Raw genomic sequence first — 18,381 nt, forward strand, 5'->3', positions numbered from 1 at the left:
ACTCGATTTAATTTAGCCGAACGGCTGCTATGCCGAAAGCCGAAGTAAAACAACGGCATTTTTAATTACCATATACTGTGTTACCGAAAAGGTATAGTTATAGATGATTGAATTTATTCTGGCCACTCGAAGTGTTCACAGTGGTTGACCTTGAAAACATTAAACCAATTTTTCACTCAGGTATTCTGGATAGTTTCCTTGGTAAACCGGCCATTAAATCCAAGGCTATTAAGGTAGGTTTCAGTAAGGGAAGGCAATATGGTTTCTGGAGTAAATTCATTTGCAGTGGACGTTTTATTGGTATCCTTAATTAAGAACTCTTGCTCTTCGACTTGTACTTCAGGTAAATTAGATTCTGCTAAATCGATCTGTTCTCGATTAACTAACAGTGAAATTGACGCAATATCGGCAGGAATGTCCTCATATAGTCGTTTGGCATATTCAACAATTTTTGGTTGTGCCGGAGCAAACAAATGCGCTTGTTTGTTAGCATCAATGCCGGATAACCGCATGATGCGACCGAGTATTTGTCGAAAATGTAATTCAGTCTTTATTCTGGTGAGATGGCAGCATACTTGTAACCTGGGTATATTGGTCCCTTCACTCACCATCCCTACAGAAACAAGCCATTGAGTATTTGTGTGTTGGAATTGTTCAATAATTTGGTTACTTTCACTATTTTTGTAGGTCACAACACTAACTGAATCTGTAAACCCTTTTCTTATTTTTTCCGCTATCTTTTCCGCATGCTCGACCGTTGAGGCTACGACTAAACCTGCTGCGTTGGCGTTAGTCTGTTTTATCTTGTTGAGTTGCTTACTCGCTTCTTGTAGGCAAAAATCGATAACTGGGTCGGCTTCGACTACGGTTTGATAAGAAATCGACTCATTTATTAGCATCTGTCCAATACTTCTGTATGCCTTAGGCACATCGGTATTCGACGTCAAACGTATATTGTCATTGTCAATCACACTGACAAAAGGCGTACGGCAAACGTACTCTCGAATTGCTTCCGCGAGTCCGTATTCATAGTCACAGTGAATGCTGCCATCTACATCACTGTATTTGGACAACGTGACCGGTCGAGTATCTGAGCGCCAAGGTGTGCCAGACAATGCAAGAGTAAAATGAGCGTAGGACTGAACATTCACAAGGATATGCTGAGCCCAAACGTTTGCCTCATTGAAGTCATTACCACCACAGTGGTGTATTTCGTCAAAAATGGCAAAGACTCGGTGTTGACGGAATACATCCCAAAAGCCTTTATCTTTATGGTTTAGCGATTGATAGGTAACACATACCCCCTTGGCACCAATAAGTCCGGTCAGCGGGGCATTAAGAGCCCTCTCCAACGTATCACGCATACCCTTTGACGTAGAAACGGAAGGAGAAAAGCAGAAAACGAAGTCAATTTTTTTTTGCGTGAATAGTCGTCTAGCCACCTCTGCCGCCATTTGAGTTTTACCCGCGCCAGGCGTTGCGAGGCAAAGAAAGTGTTGCTCACCAGAGTTATATTTATTTAACGCTTCTGTCGCGCTTTGATGTTGCCAACGTCTAAGTACCATTAAGAACACTCTGCAATCAATAATTCGAGTGCTTTGACTCTGCCTATATATTCAATATTGACTTCTTTAGCGACATTAAATTTTTTCTGAAGTTGTTTATGCATGTTTGGAAACAACTTGCTGAGCTCTTCATATTCCTTGGTTTCTCCTGAGCTGGTTAACATTTCTATTTTACAATTATGAAGTCTAGTCTTAAGTATGGTCAATATGTCAGGTTGTTCTGAAGTAACAATAGAAGTTTCGGTTGATGTTGTTTTATCTTGTTTTTCCTCAGCTAACTTTGCTGTAATTTTGAAATCTGTTCTAACACCAGATTGAGAAACAATTTTGATATATCCATGCTTTGTTAATGTTTTGAACTGCCCATTTACCCATCTACGTAATTCATTCGCGTCTCGTTCTCCAATGGACGACTCAATAAAGAGATCACGAATTGTTGTAACTTTGAACGTTTTCTTTCCCTGAGCTTTTAAAAGAGAAAGTAATGTGTCGTTTGGTACGTAAGTGCCTCTTGGCATGTTTGCGCCTTATATCTTGTTGTTATTGCTAGGAAATCCAAAAGGACACCAAAAAACGGATTATAATCCGTGGATAGTTAAACCGCAACTAAGGATATTACTGGTTTTTATATTAAGGCCAGTTATGGACAATCTTGCAGTAAAGGTTGGCGAAAAAATTCGCTCAGTTCGAAAGGAAAAAGGCTTCTCACAAGAGAGCTTAGCTTTGCATGCAAAGCTTGACCGGAGTTATATGGGGAGAATTGAGAGAGGTGAGGCAAACATTACGCTTGAAATGCTTTATCAACTTGCCAAAGTTCTTGACTGTGAGGCAAAGGAACTTTTACCCTAATTACATGTGTTCGCACAATGGGGGTGAGTAATAAAAATTCATCCTGGATTAGACTGGTTTGAGCCTAAAAGCGGTCGGTCGAGTGTTGAACGTTACTGAGATGTTTGTGTCATTTGCGGATCGTCATTCGACCTTGATTGAATTGGTGGTAATTGTAGTATTCCGGACAATCAGCTTCTTATTGGTGAATACACAATTCAGTAATCATTTTCAGTTGTTTTGAATTTCCAGACGAAGAGCACCGTATTTTCTGCAATACGGTGCCCAACATTCACTCCTTAGTTAATTTCGAGTGCATCATCCGATATAAAATAGGCAAAACGACCAATGTTAGAATGGTGGACGAGATGATCCCGCCAATCACCACAGTTGCAAGCGGTCTTTGCACTTCAGCGCCAGTTCCGACATTCAGTGCCATGGGAATAAAGCCTAAACTTGCTACCAGTGCTGTCATCAAAACCGGACGCAATCTTGTGATAGCTCCGTCAACGATTGAGTTAATTAGGTCACCTGTTTCTAGTACTCGCTGTTTAATAAATGACAACATCACTAAGCCGTTTAGTACCGCAATACCAGAGAGCGCAATAAACCCTACTCCGGCAGATATCGACAGTGGCATGTCACGCATCCAGAGTGCGAAAACACCTCCTGTTAAGGCTAAAGGCACGCCAGTGAAGATGATCAAGGCATCACGAAATGAGCCAAACACCACCACTAGTAACACAAGTATCAGAAAAAGCGTGGCAGGCACTACGATAGACAGCCGCTGACTGGCACTTTCAAGCTGCTCAAACGTGCCGCCATAATCCAGCCAGTAGCCTGCTGGGAGTGCAACCTGTTCGGTTATTTTGATTTTTGCTTCGTCAACAAAACTCCCTAAGTCGCGTTCTCTGACATTGGCGGTAACCACGACTCTGCGCTTACCGTTTTCTCGACTGATTTGATTGGGAACAGACGAGTAATTCAGCGTAGCGATTTCTGATAAAGGTACAAATTCCCCATCGGGTGTAATGATAGGAGTGCTGCCAATGGCATCTAAATCTGTGCGTATACCTTCATCAAATCGCACAAGCAACTCGAATCGTCTATCTCCCTCAAAAATTAAGCCAGCGGTATTACCACCGATGGCCGACGCCAACCACTCCTGCAAATCGGCGACGTCCAATCCATAACGTGCCAACTCGACTGGCTTAGGGTTGATAGTGAAGATAGGGATATCATCGACCTGCTCAAGTCGTGCATCCGCCACGCCGTCTATTGATTGCAAAACCGTTAAGATGTCATTTGCAGAGGCAACAAGCGTGGTTAAATCATCTCCGAAGACTTTTATACCAAGGTCAGCCCTTACTCCACTTATCAACTCGTTAAAGCGCATTTGGATAGGTTGGGTAAACTCATAGTTATTGCCTGTCACCGCTTGTAAGTCTCGCCCAAGGGTTTCTACGAATTCAGCTTTTGATAGGTCAGGATCAGGCCATCGCACTCGTGGTTTTAGCATCACAAAGGTATCGGTTACGTTGGGCGGCATCGCATCGGTAGCTACTTCTGCGGTACCGGTTTTAGCAAACACTGTGAGTACCTGTTCGTATTCCATCAAGGTAGATTCAAGTGTTTTTTGCATTGCGACGGCTTGTTCGATACCTGTGCCCGGTATTCGCATGGCGTGCAGTGCGATGTCTCCTTCGTCAAGCTGGGGAACAAACTCAGAGCCTAATCGCGTTGCCAACCATAAGCTGCCCACTACCAGCACGACTGAGCCGACAAGCACTATCCAGCGTAATTTCAGTGCAAGGTGAATGATGGGGCAATAGGCGGATTTGGCTGCAACAATAATGAAGCTTTCTTTTTCACTGACTTTACCGCCCATAAACATCGCGACTGCCGCTGGTACAATAGTAATGGAGAACAGCATCGCTGCTATGAGCGCCATGATGACCGTTGCCGCCATTGGCTGAAACATCTTGCCCTCAACGCCTGTCAATGAGAACAGCGGGATATACACCACAGTAATAATCAATACACCGAACAAGCTAGGACGAATGACTTCGTTGGTCGCTTGAAAAACCAGTTCTAGCCGCTCTTTAAGTGGTAAGACTGTGCCTGTGCGTTTCTGAGACTCGGATAACCGCCTGATACAGTTCTCTACGATGATCACCGCACCATCGACAATTAATCCAAAATCCAATGCCCCAAGGCTCATTAGGTTGGCAGACACACCGGTATTAACCATCCCAGTGATGGTCGCCAACATAGCTAGCGGAATAACTGCCGCAGTGATGAGCGCGGCGCGAATATTGCCAAGCAATATGAATAAGATCACTATGACCAATAACGCCCCTTCTACTAAATTCTTCTGAACCGTGTCGATAGCTTTATCGACCAGTAGGGTGCGGTCATAGACTGGCTCAATGACAATACCATCGGGCAAACTGGACTGAATGTCTATTACCTTTTGGGCAACTGATTGGGAAATGGCGCGTGAGTTTTCGCCGACTAGCATCATTGCGGTACCTAAAACGGTCTCTTCACCCTCCTGCGTTGCCGCCCCCGTTCTCAGCTCCCTACCAATAGCCACACTGCCAATGTCTTTCACCGCAACAGGGACAGTATTAATGCGTTTTATTACCACATTTTCTATATCGCTAAGTGTCTGTAGTTGACCTTGTGAGCGCACCAGTATTTGTTGCCCATTTCGCTCAACAAAGCCCGCTCCCTGATTGGTGTTGTTTCGCTCCAGCGCACGATGGATATCACTTAGACTAATATCAAAATTCAGCATAAGCTGTGGTTCAGGATTCACATGATATTGTTTTACGTACCCACCAATGGCGTTGACTTCAGTAATCCCCTTAACCAGTGCGAGCTGCGGTTTTACGATCCAGTCGTGTATCTCGCGAAGCGCCATTGCATTATACGGCTCACCGTTTTTTTGCATGGCATTTTGCTTGGCTCGCAAGGTATACATATAGATTTCGCCCAACCCAGTAGCGATAGGTCCCATTTCAGGCTCTAACCCTTCAGGTAGCTGACTTTTGATTGCACCCAATCGGGTATTAATGAGATTACGCGCAAAATACAGATCAGTGCCCTCATCAAATACCGCTGTTACCTGAGATAGCCCGTAGCGAGATAATGAGCGGGTGTAGGACAGATCAGGCAATCCCGCCAACGCTGTTTCTACTACGAATGTGATCCGCTGCTCGGTTTCCAAAGGCGAATAGCCCGATGCTTGTGTATTGATCTGCACTTGCACGTTGGTGATATCGGGTACTGCATCAATAGGTAATTTTTGATAACTGAATATCCCCATTCCCAACACGAGGAAGATCAACATCAGCATTAAACCTCGTCGCTCTATGGATAAACGTAATATGTATTCAATCATGTGTTCGTCCCCCAATAACTGAGACGCATGACCAAGTGGCTAGCATTGTGTTATTAATGATCATGACCGGCCTCCGACTTTTCTAAATCGGCTTTAAACAGATAACTATTCTGGCTGACAATCACATCAGCAATGTGCAGACCTGATAATACTTCGATATTGTGGCTGTCTTGCTGACCTAAGGTAACGGGCACAGGATGGTATTCATCCCCTTCTTTGACAAACACTACCGAAGCCCCCTCAAACTCTTGAATAGAAGTTTTGGGTACCATCATGGCGACATCTACGCGGTTGATTGTCACAAGCCCCTTAATAGCCGTGCCGACCGGCCACCGACCTGAGGTATTAGCTATTTTGGCATACGCCAATACATAGGGTTTTTCATCTGGCGAGGGTAATATATGTTGGATAGTGGTTTCTAACGATGAGCCTGCCACACTAAGTTGAACACTTTGCTGCTCTGCAATATCAGAGAGCTGCTGTGGGAATATTTTAAGCTGTGCCCACACATCATCATAGTTAGCGATTGAAAATAACACTTGGCCATTAGATAACTCGCCTTCATTGGCATGTCTGGCAATCACTGTGCCTGAAAACGGCGCTGCAACAGGGTAACTTTTCAGGCTTTCATTAGATTCAACGACCGCCAGTGTCTCTCCTTTTTTGACCTTGTTACCTAAATTTGCATTAACCTTGGTTACCATACCGTCGAATCGGGCACGGATATGACTCAGCGATGCCGGATCGGTCACTATATTACCGTATACTGTGGTGGTGATATTAAGTTGACCGGCATTAACACTTTGTGTCATCACGCCCATTTTTTGCGCCATGCTGTCAGGCATGACTACAAATTCAGCATCATGAGTATCCTCATCCCCATGTTCGCCCTCTGTTGCTTGTATTGCACTGCAAAAAAGCAATGTCATAACACTGCACATGATGAAAATTAACAGGGTGTTTGGTTTCTTGATTAATGTTTTATTGTTCATTGATTTTTACTCGAAAAAGAGGTGTTGATTGCATCGGCAAGCGGTTGTGCAGTGAATGATTCGATATCCGCACCCCGCTGATGTGCCTGTTTTGCTGACTGAATTAAAGCTTGTTTGGCATTAAGCAGTTCTTGACGTGTACTCACCCATTCAAGGTAGCTGAATCGACCGTTGATATAGGCCTGTTCTACTAATTCCAGCGCTTGAACTAAGGGTGGGATAATAGAGTTTTGCAGTGTCTGTACATTGAGCAACGCATTGTTTCTGACCATCAAGGCCATATTTAGCTGATGGTATAGGTTTTGCGTCGCTGACTCTTTTTGTTGTTCCAGCTGTGCCTGAATTGCCCGCTGCTTTTGGTACTCGCCAAGATTTCGGTCACGAGTAAACAGAGGCATACTCACGCCTGCTACAAAGGCTGTTTCATCTATTCCATTGATGCGCCTGATACCGGCCGTCCAGCTTAAATCCGATTGATTAGCTGCTTGAGTAAGGCGGACTTGAGAAGCCTGCAATCTCGATTCTTGTGCATAGACCTCAAGATTGGGACTGTCCAGTAAGGTGGTAAAAAGCGCGGTTAACGAAGGAGACGATTGCAGCGCAAATAAGTCACCCTCAACATAGGTAAAAGTGGGATCTTTCTCCCCCCACATAATAGCCAGACTATTTATCATGGCTTGCTTTGTTTGCTGTGCTGTCACTACATCCAGTCTAGCTCTTGCCAGCGCTGCCTCAGCGCGTTTCTGCTCATATGCAGGCGATGCACCAGCATCCACCCTTTTTGTGACAGCTTGATAGGTATACCTAGCAAGTGTTTCTGCATCTTTTTGTGCATCAATTAACGCTTGTTGTGCCAATACATCGATGTAGCGACGTGTCACTTCAGCCAGTACATCCAATGTGTGCACTTGTTTTTGTGCTTCGACTAGGGTTGATTGTGCCTTAGCAAGCGCCTTACGTGAGGTGAGCTTGTTGCCCAATTCAATGACCGACGACAATGTGAGAGTCAATTCCGAGTCTTTAATACCGGAGACCTCGCCTGTTCCTAAGAAGTTTTCTACTTCAATGCCTGCGTTAAGGGCGGGTTTGAGCGAAGCTGTTTTAATTTCCCCCTCAATCGCTTGTTGCCTGAATGTGAACTCATGCAATTCGGGCGAATTCGCTAATGTTCGCTGTATGGCGCTTTGCAACGTTATTTCGCGATTGGGGATACTGTTTGTTTGTGCTACTACCACGGTTTGTGTTGTCAAAAGGACAAGCATCGTGGAAATCACCCAAGCGTGCAAACGCACAGGGCGACTCAATGAAATACGCATCATTTTTTTATTCCTAAATTATCAAAAATGTACATCGCCAAGCTATTGGCGAACGGTGTTTGATTAGTTCAGGGTTATGCTTTAGGTGGGCGTAATAATTGCGTGACCGGTGCATCCATTACTTTTGATAAGTAATAGAAATTGTGATGGGTGGCAACAGAATCGAGTTCGATACCATTGGTGCTTACAATCCATTGGGCATGGGTTCCGTGACAATGGCCACAGTGGTGGCAATCAGCAGGATTGTGAGAAATATCTACGGGGGTGTTATCAGCATCGGGGTGTTCGCTAGATTGTAGTTTAACCTGCGTCTGTTCAGTAGGGATGTTATCGCCCAATTGATGTTCGTGTATTTCATTTAGATGTTGCGAGTCAACAGTATGAAAATCCAATGTATTGGCGACAGCAGAAAACGACTGAAACAAAATCAGCGAAATCAACAGGTAACTTGTCACCTTCATACTAAACATATCTATCTACTCTCATCTTTTTCATATTAACAGGAAATCAAACTAAGACCAATCGACCAACCGAAACAAAGTGTTTCAAACATGGTATTACTCATCACGACAAGATTCTTGAGGAAATTCAAACTCAATGGTTGTATGAGACAACTGATGAGTAGAAAGTTCTTTAGCTATTCGTTGCTTTAGCTTAATTATGTCATCAACCTCTAAGTTATGAGTTAACTCTAAGTGTGCAGTCAATACGTGGCTTTCACCATCTAATGACCAAAAATGCATATGATGAATACCACTTATTTCAGGTAATTCAGTTAGTGATCGTTTTATATTTTCTTGAGTTTCTTCATCTGGTGCAGCTTGCAGAAACAATACTAGCGTTGATTTAAGATTTCTGAATACATTAAATAAAATGAATAACGTAAACCCAATTGATAGCAAAGGATCTAATATTGGTAGCTCAACAAAAAGAAGCACGACAGAAACAATAAGAACAGTAACCCAACCAAGCACATCTTCAAGTAGGTGCCATGTCAGCACTTTTTCATTTAATGTCTTACCCGCTTTTAATTTAAATACAGCATACCCGTTAACGGCAACACCAAGTAAAGCTAGCCCTAACATTCCTTCCGCAACAGGCATTTCAGGACTGGACAACCTAGGTATTGCTTCAAATAAAACCCAAATAGAGCCAATAACCAAAACGATTCCATTGACGAGTGCCCCAAAAAGAGTGAGTCGCCGATAACCGTAACTAAATTTATCTGATGCTTCTTTATCTGAGAAACGACTCAATAACCAAGCAAACCCTATAGACAGGCTATCACCCAAATCATGAACGGCATCAGCCATAATCGCAGTACTGTTAGTTAGCCAACCACCAATGAATTCAATAATGGTGAATGTCACATTTAAGAAGAAAGCCCAACCAATGCGATCATTTTTTTCATGTTGATGACTGTGGTTATGGTTGTGCACTTTCTACCTCCAGTATATTTTTGTTTCTAATTCTTGTGACATTCATATTAATTAAGTAACGTACCACGCGTTGATATAACCAACGCTTCACGCCTGATAAGTTAGTTCCTTGCTCACGATAGAACTCATCAGGGGAATCATAAAGTCCGAAATCGTCATGAATACCTTCTTTTTGTATATAAGTATCGGTTCCCCGCCAATCAGTATCTGGATATGAGAAGCATTTAGTTGCAACACCATAGCCACAAAAAACATCTTTTTCTTGGCTAAACCTTTGCTGTAAGGATGTTAGATATTGTGCATCCAAGATAAAGCCTTCTAAGTTGATCCAACGACCATCAAGGTATACCTCCACCCAACTGTGGATAATGTATTTAGGAGCTAACCAAAAAACATAGGTTGGTATGGCACCTTTTTGCAACTGTTGATTTATAGTAAACCCGTGAAATCGGCATGGAATGCCTAATCCACGCAATAGAGCCATTAGTAGATTGCCTTTGGTATTGCATTGACCATAACCATCAGACAGCACTTCACTCGCTGAAATATCATCGCTCTTGTTGTAACCAAACAAAATTTCATCTTTGACAAATTGGTAGGCGGCTCCGATTTTGTTGAATTCATTAAGTTCGTTCCATCCGCGATGATTTATAAGGGACTGAATATCTTCGTGTTCAAAATTGACTATACTGGTCTTGGTTAGATACTTATTACACATTTTCATCCCTTATTAACTTGTATGCTTTAACTATAAAACCTATAGTAACTATAGAGTCAAGTTTATTGGGAAGCTTTATGAAAATTGGAGAATTATCGAAAACATCAGGTTGTTCAATACAAACAATTAGGTATTATGAAAAAGAAGGGTTGCTTGCTGATCCGGAGCGTTCAGAAGGTAATTTCAGGCTGTATAGCAATAAAGCGATGAAGGAGTTGGAATTCATAAAGCATTGCCGAAGTTTAGATATTCCACTCGCCAACATTAAGCGCCTTATTGAATTAAAAAATAAACCCGAAGAAAGCTGCTTAAGTGTGAACACACTCATTGAGCAGCAACTAACGTTAGTTAATAAACGCATGAAAGAATTGAAAGCATTAAAAAAAGAGTTACAGCAAATGGCAAGTACTTGTGGCTCTGATAGCACAATTGAAACCTGCGGTATTATTAAATCACTCGATAGTTAAACAACGAACCATTATATAGCTTGGTTTTCCAGTTAATTTTAAAGGTCACAAAAATCAAATTATACCTCATAAATAGAAAGTCCCATTTACTTTGAGACTCCACTGTATTAATATTTTACAAGTATTGTTTTGAGATAATTTATGTTTAAACCACTTTCTAAAGTTTTAGTTTTAGCAGCTATGCTGATTGCCTTTGTTGGGCAAGCATTGGCCTATTCGACTATGTCTTGTGAAATGCCATCGGACTCTCATCAATCACATATGACTATGGACCACTCTTCAATGAAGCATCATGAGGGGATGGATCATAGTGATATGAAAACTAGTGCTTCAAGTTCAGAAGACTGCTGCGACCAAGATTGTATTTGTCCTGCAAATGCATGTACATCAGTCACATTTTTGAATGCAAACAGTGGTTCAACTGATATTTTAGGGTTTACTGACACTATAGTGAACCAAGGTGCTGAACACCCAAAGTCAATTTCTACTTCCCTTTACCGCCCTCCAATATTTGCCTAACACAGGATTAGTGCGTCCAAAATTTACGCACAAAATAACTTTTCTTGTTAATTAATTAAGCGCTATTGCGCCTAAATATTGTCCAGCATGTCTGGGGGCAAAAATGATCAAAATATTTTTTAAGTTAGCGGTAGTTGTGCTGCTAGTACCAGCGTTTACCCACGCAACCGAGCATAATCATAAAAGTAATGCTGACGTTAAACCAATCGAGTTATTAGTTTATAAAACGCCTACTTGTGGATGTTGTAAAAAATGGATATCTCATATTGAAGATGAAGGAATTATTGCGGACTCCAAAGATTTCCGAAACATCTCCAATATAAAAACTAAGTACGGTATCAAACCTAATTATCGCTCTTGTCATACAGCCGTTACAAGAAGTGGCTTTGTGTTTGAAGGTCATGTACCTGCCAAATTCATAAAACAATTTTTATCTGAAAAACACGACAACGCCATTGGTTTGTCAGTTCCTGCGATGCCTATTGGCTCTCCGGGAATGGAAGTCGGTGAACGTTTTATGCCTTATAACGTGTTGGTCTTTTTTAAGGATGGAACTAGCAAAGTCTATGCAAAAGTGAATACCTATGAGGAGCAATTCTAATGAAATTAGGAATTCAAAACTTATCAAAGGTTACTGTTGGTTTAATGATTGGGTTTTCTGCATTTTACGCCCAAGCCGAAAAAGTTATTTCACTTCAACAGGCTATAGAGTTAGCTCAACAAAATGATCCTTGGTTACACGGCAGCAGCTTGAAACAACAGGCTTTAGAGAATATGAGTATAGCTTCCGGGACATTATCTGACCCTAAAATATCTGTTGGCATGATGAACTTGCCAACAGATACATGGAACTTCGATCAAGAAGGTATGACTCAATTTAAAGTTGGAGTGTCTCAAATGTTTCCTAGAGGAGATAGTTTGAAACTCAAAAAACAACAGTTAAAAATAGAATCAACTAAATTCCCGTTGTTACGCAAAAATCGTAAAGCAAAATTAAAAAGTGAAGTTTCCCAACTTTGGTTAGATGCATTTTTAGCGCAACAAACGATTAAGTTAATCGAAAACGATTGGGACCTATTCGAACAAATGGCGGAGGTTGCAAAAGCGAGTTATTCGAATGCTGTAGGAAAAACAAGACAACAAGATGTCATTCGAGCGCAACTAGAAATTGTTCAATTAGAAGATAGATTGACAGTTCAAAAGCAAAAATTAGAAACGTCAATTGCTCGTCTAAACGAATGGCTTCATCTTTATAATGACAGCGATTTTGAAAAAGCGTTTGATTTTGATTCACAACCAATGGCGCTCAATGTCTCAGAAGATCTACCTGCAATTCGATTGCAAAATCCTGCTGTTCTAAATGAGGTTCATTATTCGCGAAATGCTCTGGCATTAGCATTAGAAAACCATCCTGCCATTCGTGCAATTGATGTTAAGAAAAAAGTATCTGAAAAAGCAATTATTATAGCCAAACAACAATATAAGCCCCAGTGGGGAGTTAACGCTAGCTATGCCTATCGTGATGATATGCCATCAGGAGATAGTAGATCGGACTTGTTTTCTGTTGGCGTGACATTTGATTTACCGTTATTCACTGAAGATAGACAAGATAAACAAGTTGCTGCATCAATCGCTGAATCAGAAGCTATCAGAACAGAGAAATTGTTATTAACAAAACAAATGATTAGCGCAATAGAAAAAGAGCTACGTCAGCTAAAAAGATTATCAGAAAGACAATCGATATATAAAGATCAATTGCTTAAGCAAACCTACGAACAGGCTGAGGCTTCATTGACTGCTTACACCAACGATGATGGCGATTTTTCTGAAGTCGTCAGAGCAAGGACAGCTCAGCTTAATGCCAGAATATCAGCCTTAAAAATAGATGTTGATGCATTAAAAACAGTCGCTCGTATCAATTATTTCTTCGCACAGTCAAATACCAAACCAGTACTTGCGCACACCAATAAATTTGGAGAAAAGTAATGTCATCTAATACGAAAATAATTATCGCAATCATCATAGGAGCTGCAATAGGTGCTGGGACCTTGAGTATATTCCAAAACTCGAACTATGATAGCTCGATCGCCAAATCTGAAGAAAAGAAGGCGCTTTATTGGGTTGCCCCGATGGATTCTAACTACCGCCGGGACAAGCCCGGTAAGTCTCCTATGGGGATGGATTTAATTCCCGTATATGATGATGAATCATCAAGTGATGACTTCGGCCCCGGCTCAGTTAAAGTTTCTCCTCATGTCGTAAACAATCTTGGTGTTCGTACCGCACCTGTTGAGCTAAAAAATATGCATACTGAAATCTCTACGGTAGGTTATGTACAATATGACGAGGATAAGCTAATTCATATCCACCCACGTGTTGATGGCTGGATCGAAAAGCTTTATGTCAAGGCTACTGGTAACCCTGTAGAAAAAGGGCAGCCACTCTACACCTTATATTCTCCCCAGTTAGTTAATGCTCAAGAAGAATTGTTAATTGCCTTAAAGCGCAATAACAGCTCTCTAGTTTCGGCAGCTAAAGATCGTCTTAAAGCGCTGCAACTTTCAGCAGACTTTATTAAAGAATTAGAGCAAACAAGAAAAGTTCAGCAATCCATTACCTTTTATTCACCTCAAGCTGGTGTTGTGGATGGGTTAAAGATACGAGAAGGCTTTTATGTGAAGCCGGGAAATACGTTGCTTAGTATCGGCAAACTTGACCAAGTATGGGTAGAAGCTGAAGTGTTTGAACGAGATACTGCGATGATCAAAGAAGGGTTGCCAGTATCAATGACTCTGGACTATCTGCCCGGTGAAGATTGGACTGGCGTTGTTGATTATGTTTACCCAACTTTAAACAACAAAACTCGCACCCTTAGAGTTCGGTTGAAATTTGATAATCCTGATTTTCAATTAAAGCCCAATATGTTCGCACAAGTTTCGATTCATGCAAATCAAACCGACAGTACGATTATTGTCCCTAAAGAGGCCGTCATACGCACAGGTAAGCAAGACCGAGTGGTACTTGCTTTAGGTGATGGACAATTTAAGTCTATTGAAGTCACTATTGGTCGAGTCGATATCGATAGTATCGAGATTTTGCATGGATTAACTGAAGAAGATGTGGTTGTTACCTCTGCTCAATTCTTAATTGATTCTGAATCAAGTAAATCATCCGACTTTAAGCGTATGACCCATGATGAGGTGCCGAACTCAATTTGGATGCAAGGTGAAGTAAATAGCGTCATGACGGGGCATCGTATGGTCAATATTACACATGGTCCGGCTGAAGCTTGGGATTGGCCTGAAATGACAATGGACTTTAATATGGCTGAGAAAGTCGATGTCGATTTATTGAAGTCAGGTCAATCCTTGCACTTTGAGGTGTCTAAAACCAATGAAGGGGGATATGAAGTCACGGGGATTCATATCATGGGGGAGCCAGAAGTATCGTCAGCAACAGTTTCAGGTTTAATCAATGAAATAACCTTAGGTAATCGCACTGTCAATATTAGTCGAGGTCCAATAGAGAAGTGGGATAGACCTGCGGCAACGATGGATTTTATCGTTGAGGAAAACATAGACATAGCAGACTTTAAAGTTGGTGAAAATGTCATATTTACATTTGAAGTGAGAGATGACTTAGTTATCACTGAAATTTCCCTTGAATCAAATGAAAAAAACAGTGGCGAGCATGAGAAAAATCATGAAAAAAAAGCTGTTGTTGATCATTCGAATCATTAAGTTGGGAGAATAATAATGATTGAATCAATAATTAGATGGTCAGTGGGCAACCGTTTCTTTGTTTTATTAATCACGCTTATCATCGCTTTTGGTGGAATATTTGCGTTAAAAAATACACCAGTTGATGCTCTGCCTGACTTGTCAGATGTACAAGTAATTATCAAAACGAGTTATCCGGGACAAGCACCTCAGGTAGTACAAGATCAAGTTACTTTCCCTTTAACAACCGCAATGCTTTCAGTGCCGGGAGCGCAAACGGTTCGAGGGTACTCTTTCTTTGGTGACTCTTACGTCTACATTATATTTGACGACGATACAGACCTTTATTGGGCAAGGAGTCGGGTGTTGGAGTATTTGAGTCAAGTAGCTCCGAGTTTACCTGATTCGGCAAAACCACAGCTAGGGCCTGATGCTACAGGTGTGGGCTGGGTTTATATATATGCGCTTACGGACACTTCAGGAAATCATGATCTTAGTCAGTTACGTAGTATCCAAGACTGGTTCCTCAAGTATGAACTCCAAACTGTGCCGGGAGTTTCTGAAGTAGCTGCAATTGGTGGCATGGTTAAACAATATCAAGTGCAAGTTGACCCAGATAAGTTGCGAGCTTACGGCATACCATTGACTCACGTTCAAATGGCGCTGAAAAGAGGTAACCAAGAGACAGGTGCATCTGTTGTTGAAATGGCCGAAGCTGAGTACATGGTAACGGCTACTGGATATATTCAATCTGTCGGTGACATCGAAGAAATTCCGTTAGGCGTTAATGAGCAGGGCACGCCATTACGTATTGGAGATATAGCTGACGTTGGACTGGGTCCCCAGATGCGTCGAGGGATAGCGGAGTTAAATGGTGAAGGAGAAGTTGTAGGAGGCGTAATAGTCATGCGCTTTGGAGAGAATGCGCAGCAAACAATCATTGGTGTTAAAGACAAACTTGAATCATTAAAGTCTTCTCTACCAGAGGGAGTTGAAGTTGTGCCTGTTTATGACAGATCTAAGTTAATTGAACGAGCGGTCAACAATCTGTCAGATAAATTGATTGAAGAGTTAATTGTGGTGGCACTTATTTGTGCAGCTTTTTTGTTTCATCTGCGATCTTCTTTTGTCGCAGTTATCACGCTGCCGTTAGGTATTTTGGTGTCTTTTATTATCATGTATATGCAAGGTATCAATGCCAATATCATGTCATTAGGCGGAATTGCCATTGCTATTGGAGCCATGACCGATGGCGCAATTGTCATGATTGAAAATATGCATAAGCATATGGAAAAGACACCATTAACGGATGAAAATCGCTGGCAAATCGTGGCTAAAGCTGCAAGTGAAGTTGGGCCTGCATTGTTTTTCAGTTTGTTAATTATCACCGTGTCATTTTTACCCGTCTTTATTTTAGAAGCGCAGGAAGGAAGAATGTTTGCCCCTCTTGCCTATACAAAAACCTACGCAATGGCAGCTTCTGCTGGATTAGCAATCACGCTAGTTCCCGTTCTTATGGGCTATTTTATTCGTGGCAAGGTTATATCTGAAAAGAAAAATCCATTGAACCGCGTACTAACGGCGCTATATATGCCTGTCTTAAGGCAAGTGATGAAATTCCCTAAATCGACAATTGTAATAGCAATATTGATTACGGTAGTAGGCTTTTGGCCTGTTAATAAGATTGGTAGTGAATTCATCCCGCCACTAGATGAAGGTGACCTGATGTATATGCCAACCACTTATCCGGGCATTTCTATTGGTAAAGCTCGTGAGTTATTGCAACAAACGGACAAGTTACTTCGCACAGTACCTGAGGTTGAAACCGTTTTTGGTAAAGTTGGTCGTGCTGAAACCGCCACTGACCCAGCCCCTTTAACTATGATTGAAACTTTCATTCAGTTGAAACCACAAGAGCAGTGGCGAGAAGGTGTAACCACTGAAAGTTTAAAAGCTGAATTTGATAAGTTGGTTAAATTCCCCGGCTTAACCAATGCTTGGGTAATGCCAATAAAAACCCGAATAGATATGCTAGCGACAGGCATCAAAACTCCAGTTGGAATTAAGATAGCAGGACCTGATCTTGATACGATTCAAGAAATTGGTCAACAGATAGAACAACTGTTGCCAAAAGTAGAAGGTACTGCGTCTGTTTATTCTGAACGTGTTGCTGGGGGTCGTTATATCAAGGTCGATATCTCTCGCGAAAAGGCGAGTCGATTCGGGCTAAATATAGCTGATGTCCAGCAGGTCGTATCGACGGCTATTGGAGGCATGAATGTCACTCAAACTGTTGAGGGACAAGAGCGCTATCCCGTCAATTTAAGATATCCACAAGATTATCGAGATTCTCCTGAGCAGCTTTCAAGGTTACCTGTTATTACGCCAAATGGTCAGCGCATCGCACTAGGCGATGTGGCAGATATTCGTGTTGAAAATGGCGCACCGGGAATAAAAAGTGAAAACGCTCGTATTAATGGCTGGGCATTTATTGATATCGAAGGTGTTGATGTCGGCACATATGTAGACAATGCCAAAGAGTACCTTGATAAAAATTTAGACATACCAGCAGGCTACTCAATTTCTTGGGCTGGGCAGTATGAATATATGGAAAGAGCTAAAGAAAAATTGACTTATGTATTGCCTTTAACGCTAGCCATTATCTTGATCTTGCTTTATTTGAATTTCCGCTCATTTAGCGAAGTGGCCATTATTGTTGTGACATTGCCAATGGCGATGATTGGCGGCCTATGGTTGATGCATTTAGAAGGGTTTAACTTCTCTGTTGCAGTAGGCGTAGGCTTTATTGCGCTAGCAGGTGTTGCCGTTGAGATTGGGGTGATCATGCTGGTTTACTTGAATCAAGCTCTTACCGAGCTTAAGGAAAAAGCCAAGGAGCAAGTAAAACCTATATCAGATGGTGAGTACCGCGAAGCTTTACTGCATGGAGCTGGTTTGCGCGTGCGCCCTGTCATGATGACGGTAGCTACAATCATCATTGGTCTTTTCCCTATTTTATATGGAACAGGAACAGGTTCGGAGGTAATGAGTCGCATAGCTGCGCCAATGGTAGGTGGTATGACGAGCGCAGTATTACTAACACTCATTGTACTGCCAGCAATTTATTCAATTGTTAAGAAGCGAGACATAAATATCTTCAACCAAGCGTTATCCAAAAAATAAATTTCGTCGTTAAATTATAAACTTAAAAAAGAGGTAAATATGAAAACATTAATTAAATTTTTAACCGTAATCAGTGTCGTTTTTAGTAGTGCGGTATTTGCGCATGTGCATCTTGAAAAAACCGTGCCTGCTGATAATGCAATGTTAATGAAAACACCGGAAGAACTTAAACTTAATTTCAGTAAATAAGTGCGTTTAGTCAAATTATCTTTAAAAAATAAGAAAGGGG

At 41.7% G+C, this 18,381-nt stretch carries 16 protein-coding genes; 8 read left to right on the forward strand and 8 right to left on the reverse strand.

Annotated elements, in window-relative coordinates:
* Nucleotides 1-176: 176 nt before the first annotated feature.
* Both ACSHXM_RS08795 and ACSHXM_RS08800 read right to left on the reverse strand, forming a co-directional pair.
* A complete protein-coding gene (locus tag ACSHXM_RS08795; RefSeq protein ID WP_435688385.1) occupies nt 177-1,565 on the reverse strand; it encodes a DEAD/DEAH box helicase in 1,389 nt (462 codons plus the stop codon).
* Nucleotides 1,565-2,083 (reverse strand): hypothetical protein, encoded by a 519-nt coding sequence (locus tag ACSHXM_RS08800; RefSeq protein ID WP_435688386.1) that lies wholly within the window; start codon nt 2,081-2,083, stop codon nt 1,565-1,567. Before ACSHXM_RS08800 ends, ACSHXM_RS08795 begins: the two co-directional genes overlap by 1 nt.
* A 124-nt stretch (nt 2,084-2,207) precedes the next feature.
* On the opposite strand from ACSHXM_RS08800, the gene ACSHXM_RS08805 reads away from it, so the two are divergent.
* The gene (locus tag ACSHXM_RS08805) at nt 2,208-2,414 is read left to right on the forward strand and encodes a helix-turn-helix domain-containing protein (protein ID WP_435688400.1); all 207 of its coding nucleotides are present in this window, start codon (nt 2,208-2,210) and stop codon (nt 2,412-2,414) included.
* Between the two features lie 271 nt (nt 2,415-2,685).
* Here ACSHXM_RS08805 and ACSHXM_RS08810 read toward each other — a convergent pair whose 3' ends face one another.
* The 6 genes from ACSHXM_RS08810 to ACSHXM_RS08835 form a co-directional block, all read right to left on the reverse strand.
* Nucleotides 2,686-5,799, reverse strand: a complete 3,114-nt coding sequence (locus ACSHXM_RS08810) for an efflux RND transporter permease subunit (protein WP_435688387.1) — start codon at nt 5,797-5,799, stop codon at nt 2,686-2,688.
* A 53-nt stretch (nt 5,800-5,852) separates the two neighbouring features.
* A complete protein-coding gene (locus tag ACSHXM_RS08815; RefSeq protein WP_435688388.1) occupies nt 5,853-6,791 on the reverse strand; it encodes an efflux RND transporter periplasmic adaptor subunit in 939 nt (312 codons plus the stop codon).
* Nucleotides 6,788-8,110 (reverse strand): TolC family protein, encoded by a 1,323-nt coding sequence (locus tag ACSHXM_RS08820; protein WP_435688389.1) that lies wholly within the window; start codon nt 8,108-8,110, stop codon nt 6,788-6,790. The genes ACSHXM_RS08815 and ACSHXM_RS08820 overlap by 4 nt, the downstream gene beginning before the upstream one ends.
* Before the next feature lie 71 nt (nt 8,111-8,181).
* Nucleotides 8,182-8,577, reverse strand: coding sequence for a hypothetical protein (locus ACSHXM_RS08825; RefSeq protein ID WP_435688390.1), 396 nt, complete (start codon nt 8,575-8,577; stop codon nt 8,182-8,184).
* An 87-nt stretch (nt 8,578-8,664) separates the two neighbouring features.
* Nucleotides 8,665-9,546, reverse strand: coding sequence for a cation diffusion facilitator family transporter (locus ACSHXM_RS08830; RefSeq protein ID WP_435688391.1), 882 nt, complete (start codon nt 9,544-9,546; stop codon nt 8,665-8,667).
* On the reverse strand, nt 9,533-10,264 hold the full coding sequence (locus ACSHXM_RS08835; protein WP_435688392.1) for a transglutaminase-like domain-containing protein: 732 nt from the start codon (nt 10,262-10,264) through the stop codon (nt 9,533-9,535). The genes ACSHXM_RS08830 and ACSHXM_RS08835 overlap by 14 nt, the downstream gene beginning before the upstream one ends.
* Before the next feature lie 77 nt (nt 10,265-10,341).
* Between ACSHXM_RS08835 and cadR the strand changes: the two genes are divergently transcribed.
* From cadR to ACSHXM_RS08870, 7 genes are all read left to right on the forward strand, one after another.
* A complete protein-coding gene (gene cadR / locus ACSHXM_RS08840; RefSeq protein ID WP_435688393.1) occupies nt 10,342-10,731 on the forward strand; it encodes a Cd(II)/Pb(II)-responsive transcriptional regulator in 390 nt (129 codons plus the stop codon).
* Between the two features lie 141 nt (nt 10,732-10,872).
* On the forward strand, nt 10,873-11,250 hold the full coding sequence (locus ACSHXM_RS08845) for a hypothetical protein (RefSeq protein ID WP_435688394.1): 378 nt from the start codon (nt 10,873-10,875) through the stop codon (nt 11,248-11,250).
* 103 nt (nt 11,251-11,353) lie between these two features.
* Nucleotides 11,354-11,851: a DUF411 domain-containing protein gene (locus ACSHXM_RS08850; RefSeq protein WP_435688395.1), complete on the forward strand. Its 498-nt coding sequence runs from the start codon at nt 11,354-11,356 to the stop codon at nt 11,849-11,851.
* Nucleotides 11,851-13,236 carry a TolC family protein gene (locus tag ACSHXM_RS08855; protein ID WP_435688396.1) on the forward strand — a complete coding sequence of 462 codons (1,386 nt, stop codon included), beginning with the start codon at nt 11,851-11,853 and terminating at the stop codon, nt 13,234-13,236. The genes ACSHXM_RS08850 and ACSHXM_RS08855 overlap by 1 nt, the downstream gene beginning before the upstream one ends.
* On the forward strand, nt 13,236-14,990 hold the full coding sequence (locus tag ACSHXM_RS08860; protein ID WP_435688397.1) for an efflux RND transporter periplasmic adaptor subunit: 1,755 nt from the start codon (nt 13,236-13,238) through the stop codon (nt 14,988-14,990). Before ACSHXM_RS08855 ends, ACSHXM_RS08860 begins: the two co-directional genes overlap by 1 nt.
* A gap of 15 nt (nt 14,991-15,005) precedes the next feature.
* Nucleotides 15,006-18,152 carry an efflux RND transporter permease subunit gene (locus ACSHXM_RS08865; RefSeq protein WP_435688398.1) on the forward strand — a complete coding sequence of 1,049 codons (3,147 nt, stop codon included), beginning with the start codon at nt 15,006-15,008 and terminating at the stop codon, nt 18,150-18,152.
* Nucleotides 18,153-18,191: 39 nt separating this feature from the next.
* A complete protein-coding gene (locus ACSHXM_RS08870) occupies nt 18,192-18,341 on the forward strand; it encodes a hypothetical protein (protein WP_435688399.1) in 150 nt (49 codons plus the stop codon).
* Nucleotides 18,342-18,381: the final 40 nt, after the last annotated feature.

Source organism: Paraglaciecola sp. (genome assembly GCF_051252315.1).
GTDB lineage: Bacteria > Pseudomonadota > Gammaproteobacteria > Enterobacterales > Alteromonadaceae > Paraglaciecola.

What these genes read in the sequence shown, in the direction of transcription:
- ACSHXM_RS08795 (WP_435688385.1), bottom strand. Translation starts at nt 1,565, where the DNA reads ATGGTACTTAGACGTTGGCAACATCAAAGCGCGACAGAAGCGTTAAAT.
- ACSHXM_RS08800 (WP_435688386.1), bottom strand. Translation starts at nt 2,083, where the DNA reads ATGCCAAGAGGCACTTACGTACCAAACGACACATTACTTTCTCTTTTA.
- ACSHXM_RS08805 (WP_435688400.1), top strand. Translation starts at nt 2,208, where the DNA reads ATGGACAATCTTGCAGTAAAGGTTGGCGAAAAAATTCGCTCAGTTCGA.
- ACSHXM_RS08810 (WP_435688387.1), bottom strand. Translation starts at nt 5,799, where the DNA reads ATGATTGAATACATATTACGTTTATCCATAGAGCGACGAGGTTTAATG.
- ACSHXM_RS08815 (WP_435688388.1), bottom strand. Translation starts at nt 6,791, where the DNA reads ATGAACAATAAAACATTAATCAAGAAACCAAACACCCTGTTAATTTTC.
- ACSHXM_RS08820 (WP_435688389.1), bottom strand. Translation starts at nt 8,110, where the DNA reads ATGATGCGTATTTCATTGAGTCGCCCTGTGCGTTTGCACGCTTGGGTG.
- ACSHXM_RS08825 (WP_435688390.1), bottom strand. Translation starts at nt 8,577, where the DNA reads ATGTTTAGTATGAAGGTGACAAGTTACCTGTTGATTTCGCTGATTTTG.
- ACSHXM_RS08835 (WP_435688392.1), bottom strand. Translation starts at nt 10,264, where the DNA reads ATGTGTAATAAGTATCTAACCAAGACCAGTATAGTCAATTTTGAACAC.
- cadR (WP_435688393.1), top strand. Translation starts at nt 10,342, where the DNA reads ATGAAAATTGGAGAATTATCGAAAACATCAGGTTGTTCAATACAAACA.
- ACSHXM_RS08845 (WP_435688394.1), top strand. Translation starts at nt 10,873, where the DNA reads ATGTTTAAACCACTTTCTAAAGTTTTAGTTTTAGCAGCTATGCTGATT.
- ACSHXM_RS08850 (WP_435688395.1), top strand. Translation starts at nt 11,354, where the DNA reads ATGATCAAAATATTTTTTAAGTTAGCGGTAGTTGTGCTGCTAGTACCA.
- ACSHXM_RS08855 (WP_435688396.1), top strand. Translation starts at nt 11,851, where the DNA reads ATGAAATTAGGAATTCAAAACTTATCAAAGGTTACTGTTGGTTTAATG.
- ACSHXM_RS08860 (WP_435688397.1), top strand. Translation starts at nt 13,236, where the DNA reads ATGTCATCTAATACGAAAATAATTATCGCAATCATCATAGGAGCTGCA.
- ACSHXM_RS08865 (WP_435688398.1), top strand. Translation starts at nt 15,006, where the DNA reads ATGATTGAATCAATAATTAGATGGTCAGTGGGCAACCGTTTCTTTGTT.
- ACSHXM_RS08870 (WP_435688399.1), top strand. Translation starts at nt 18,192, where the DNA reads ATGAAAACATTAATTAAATTTTTAACCGTAATCAGTGTCGTTTTTAGT.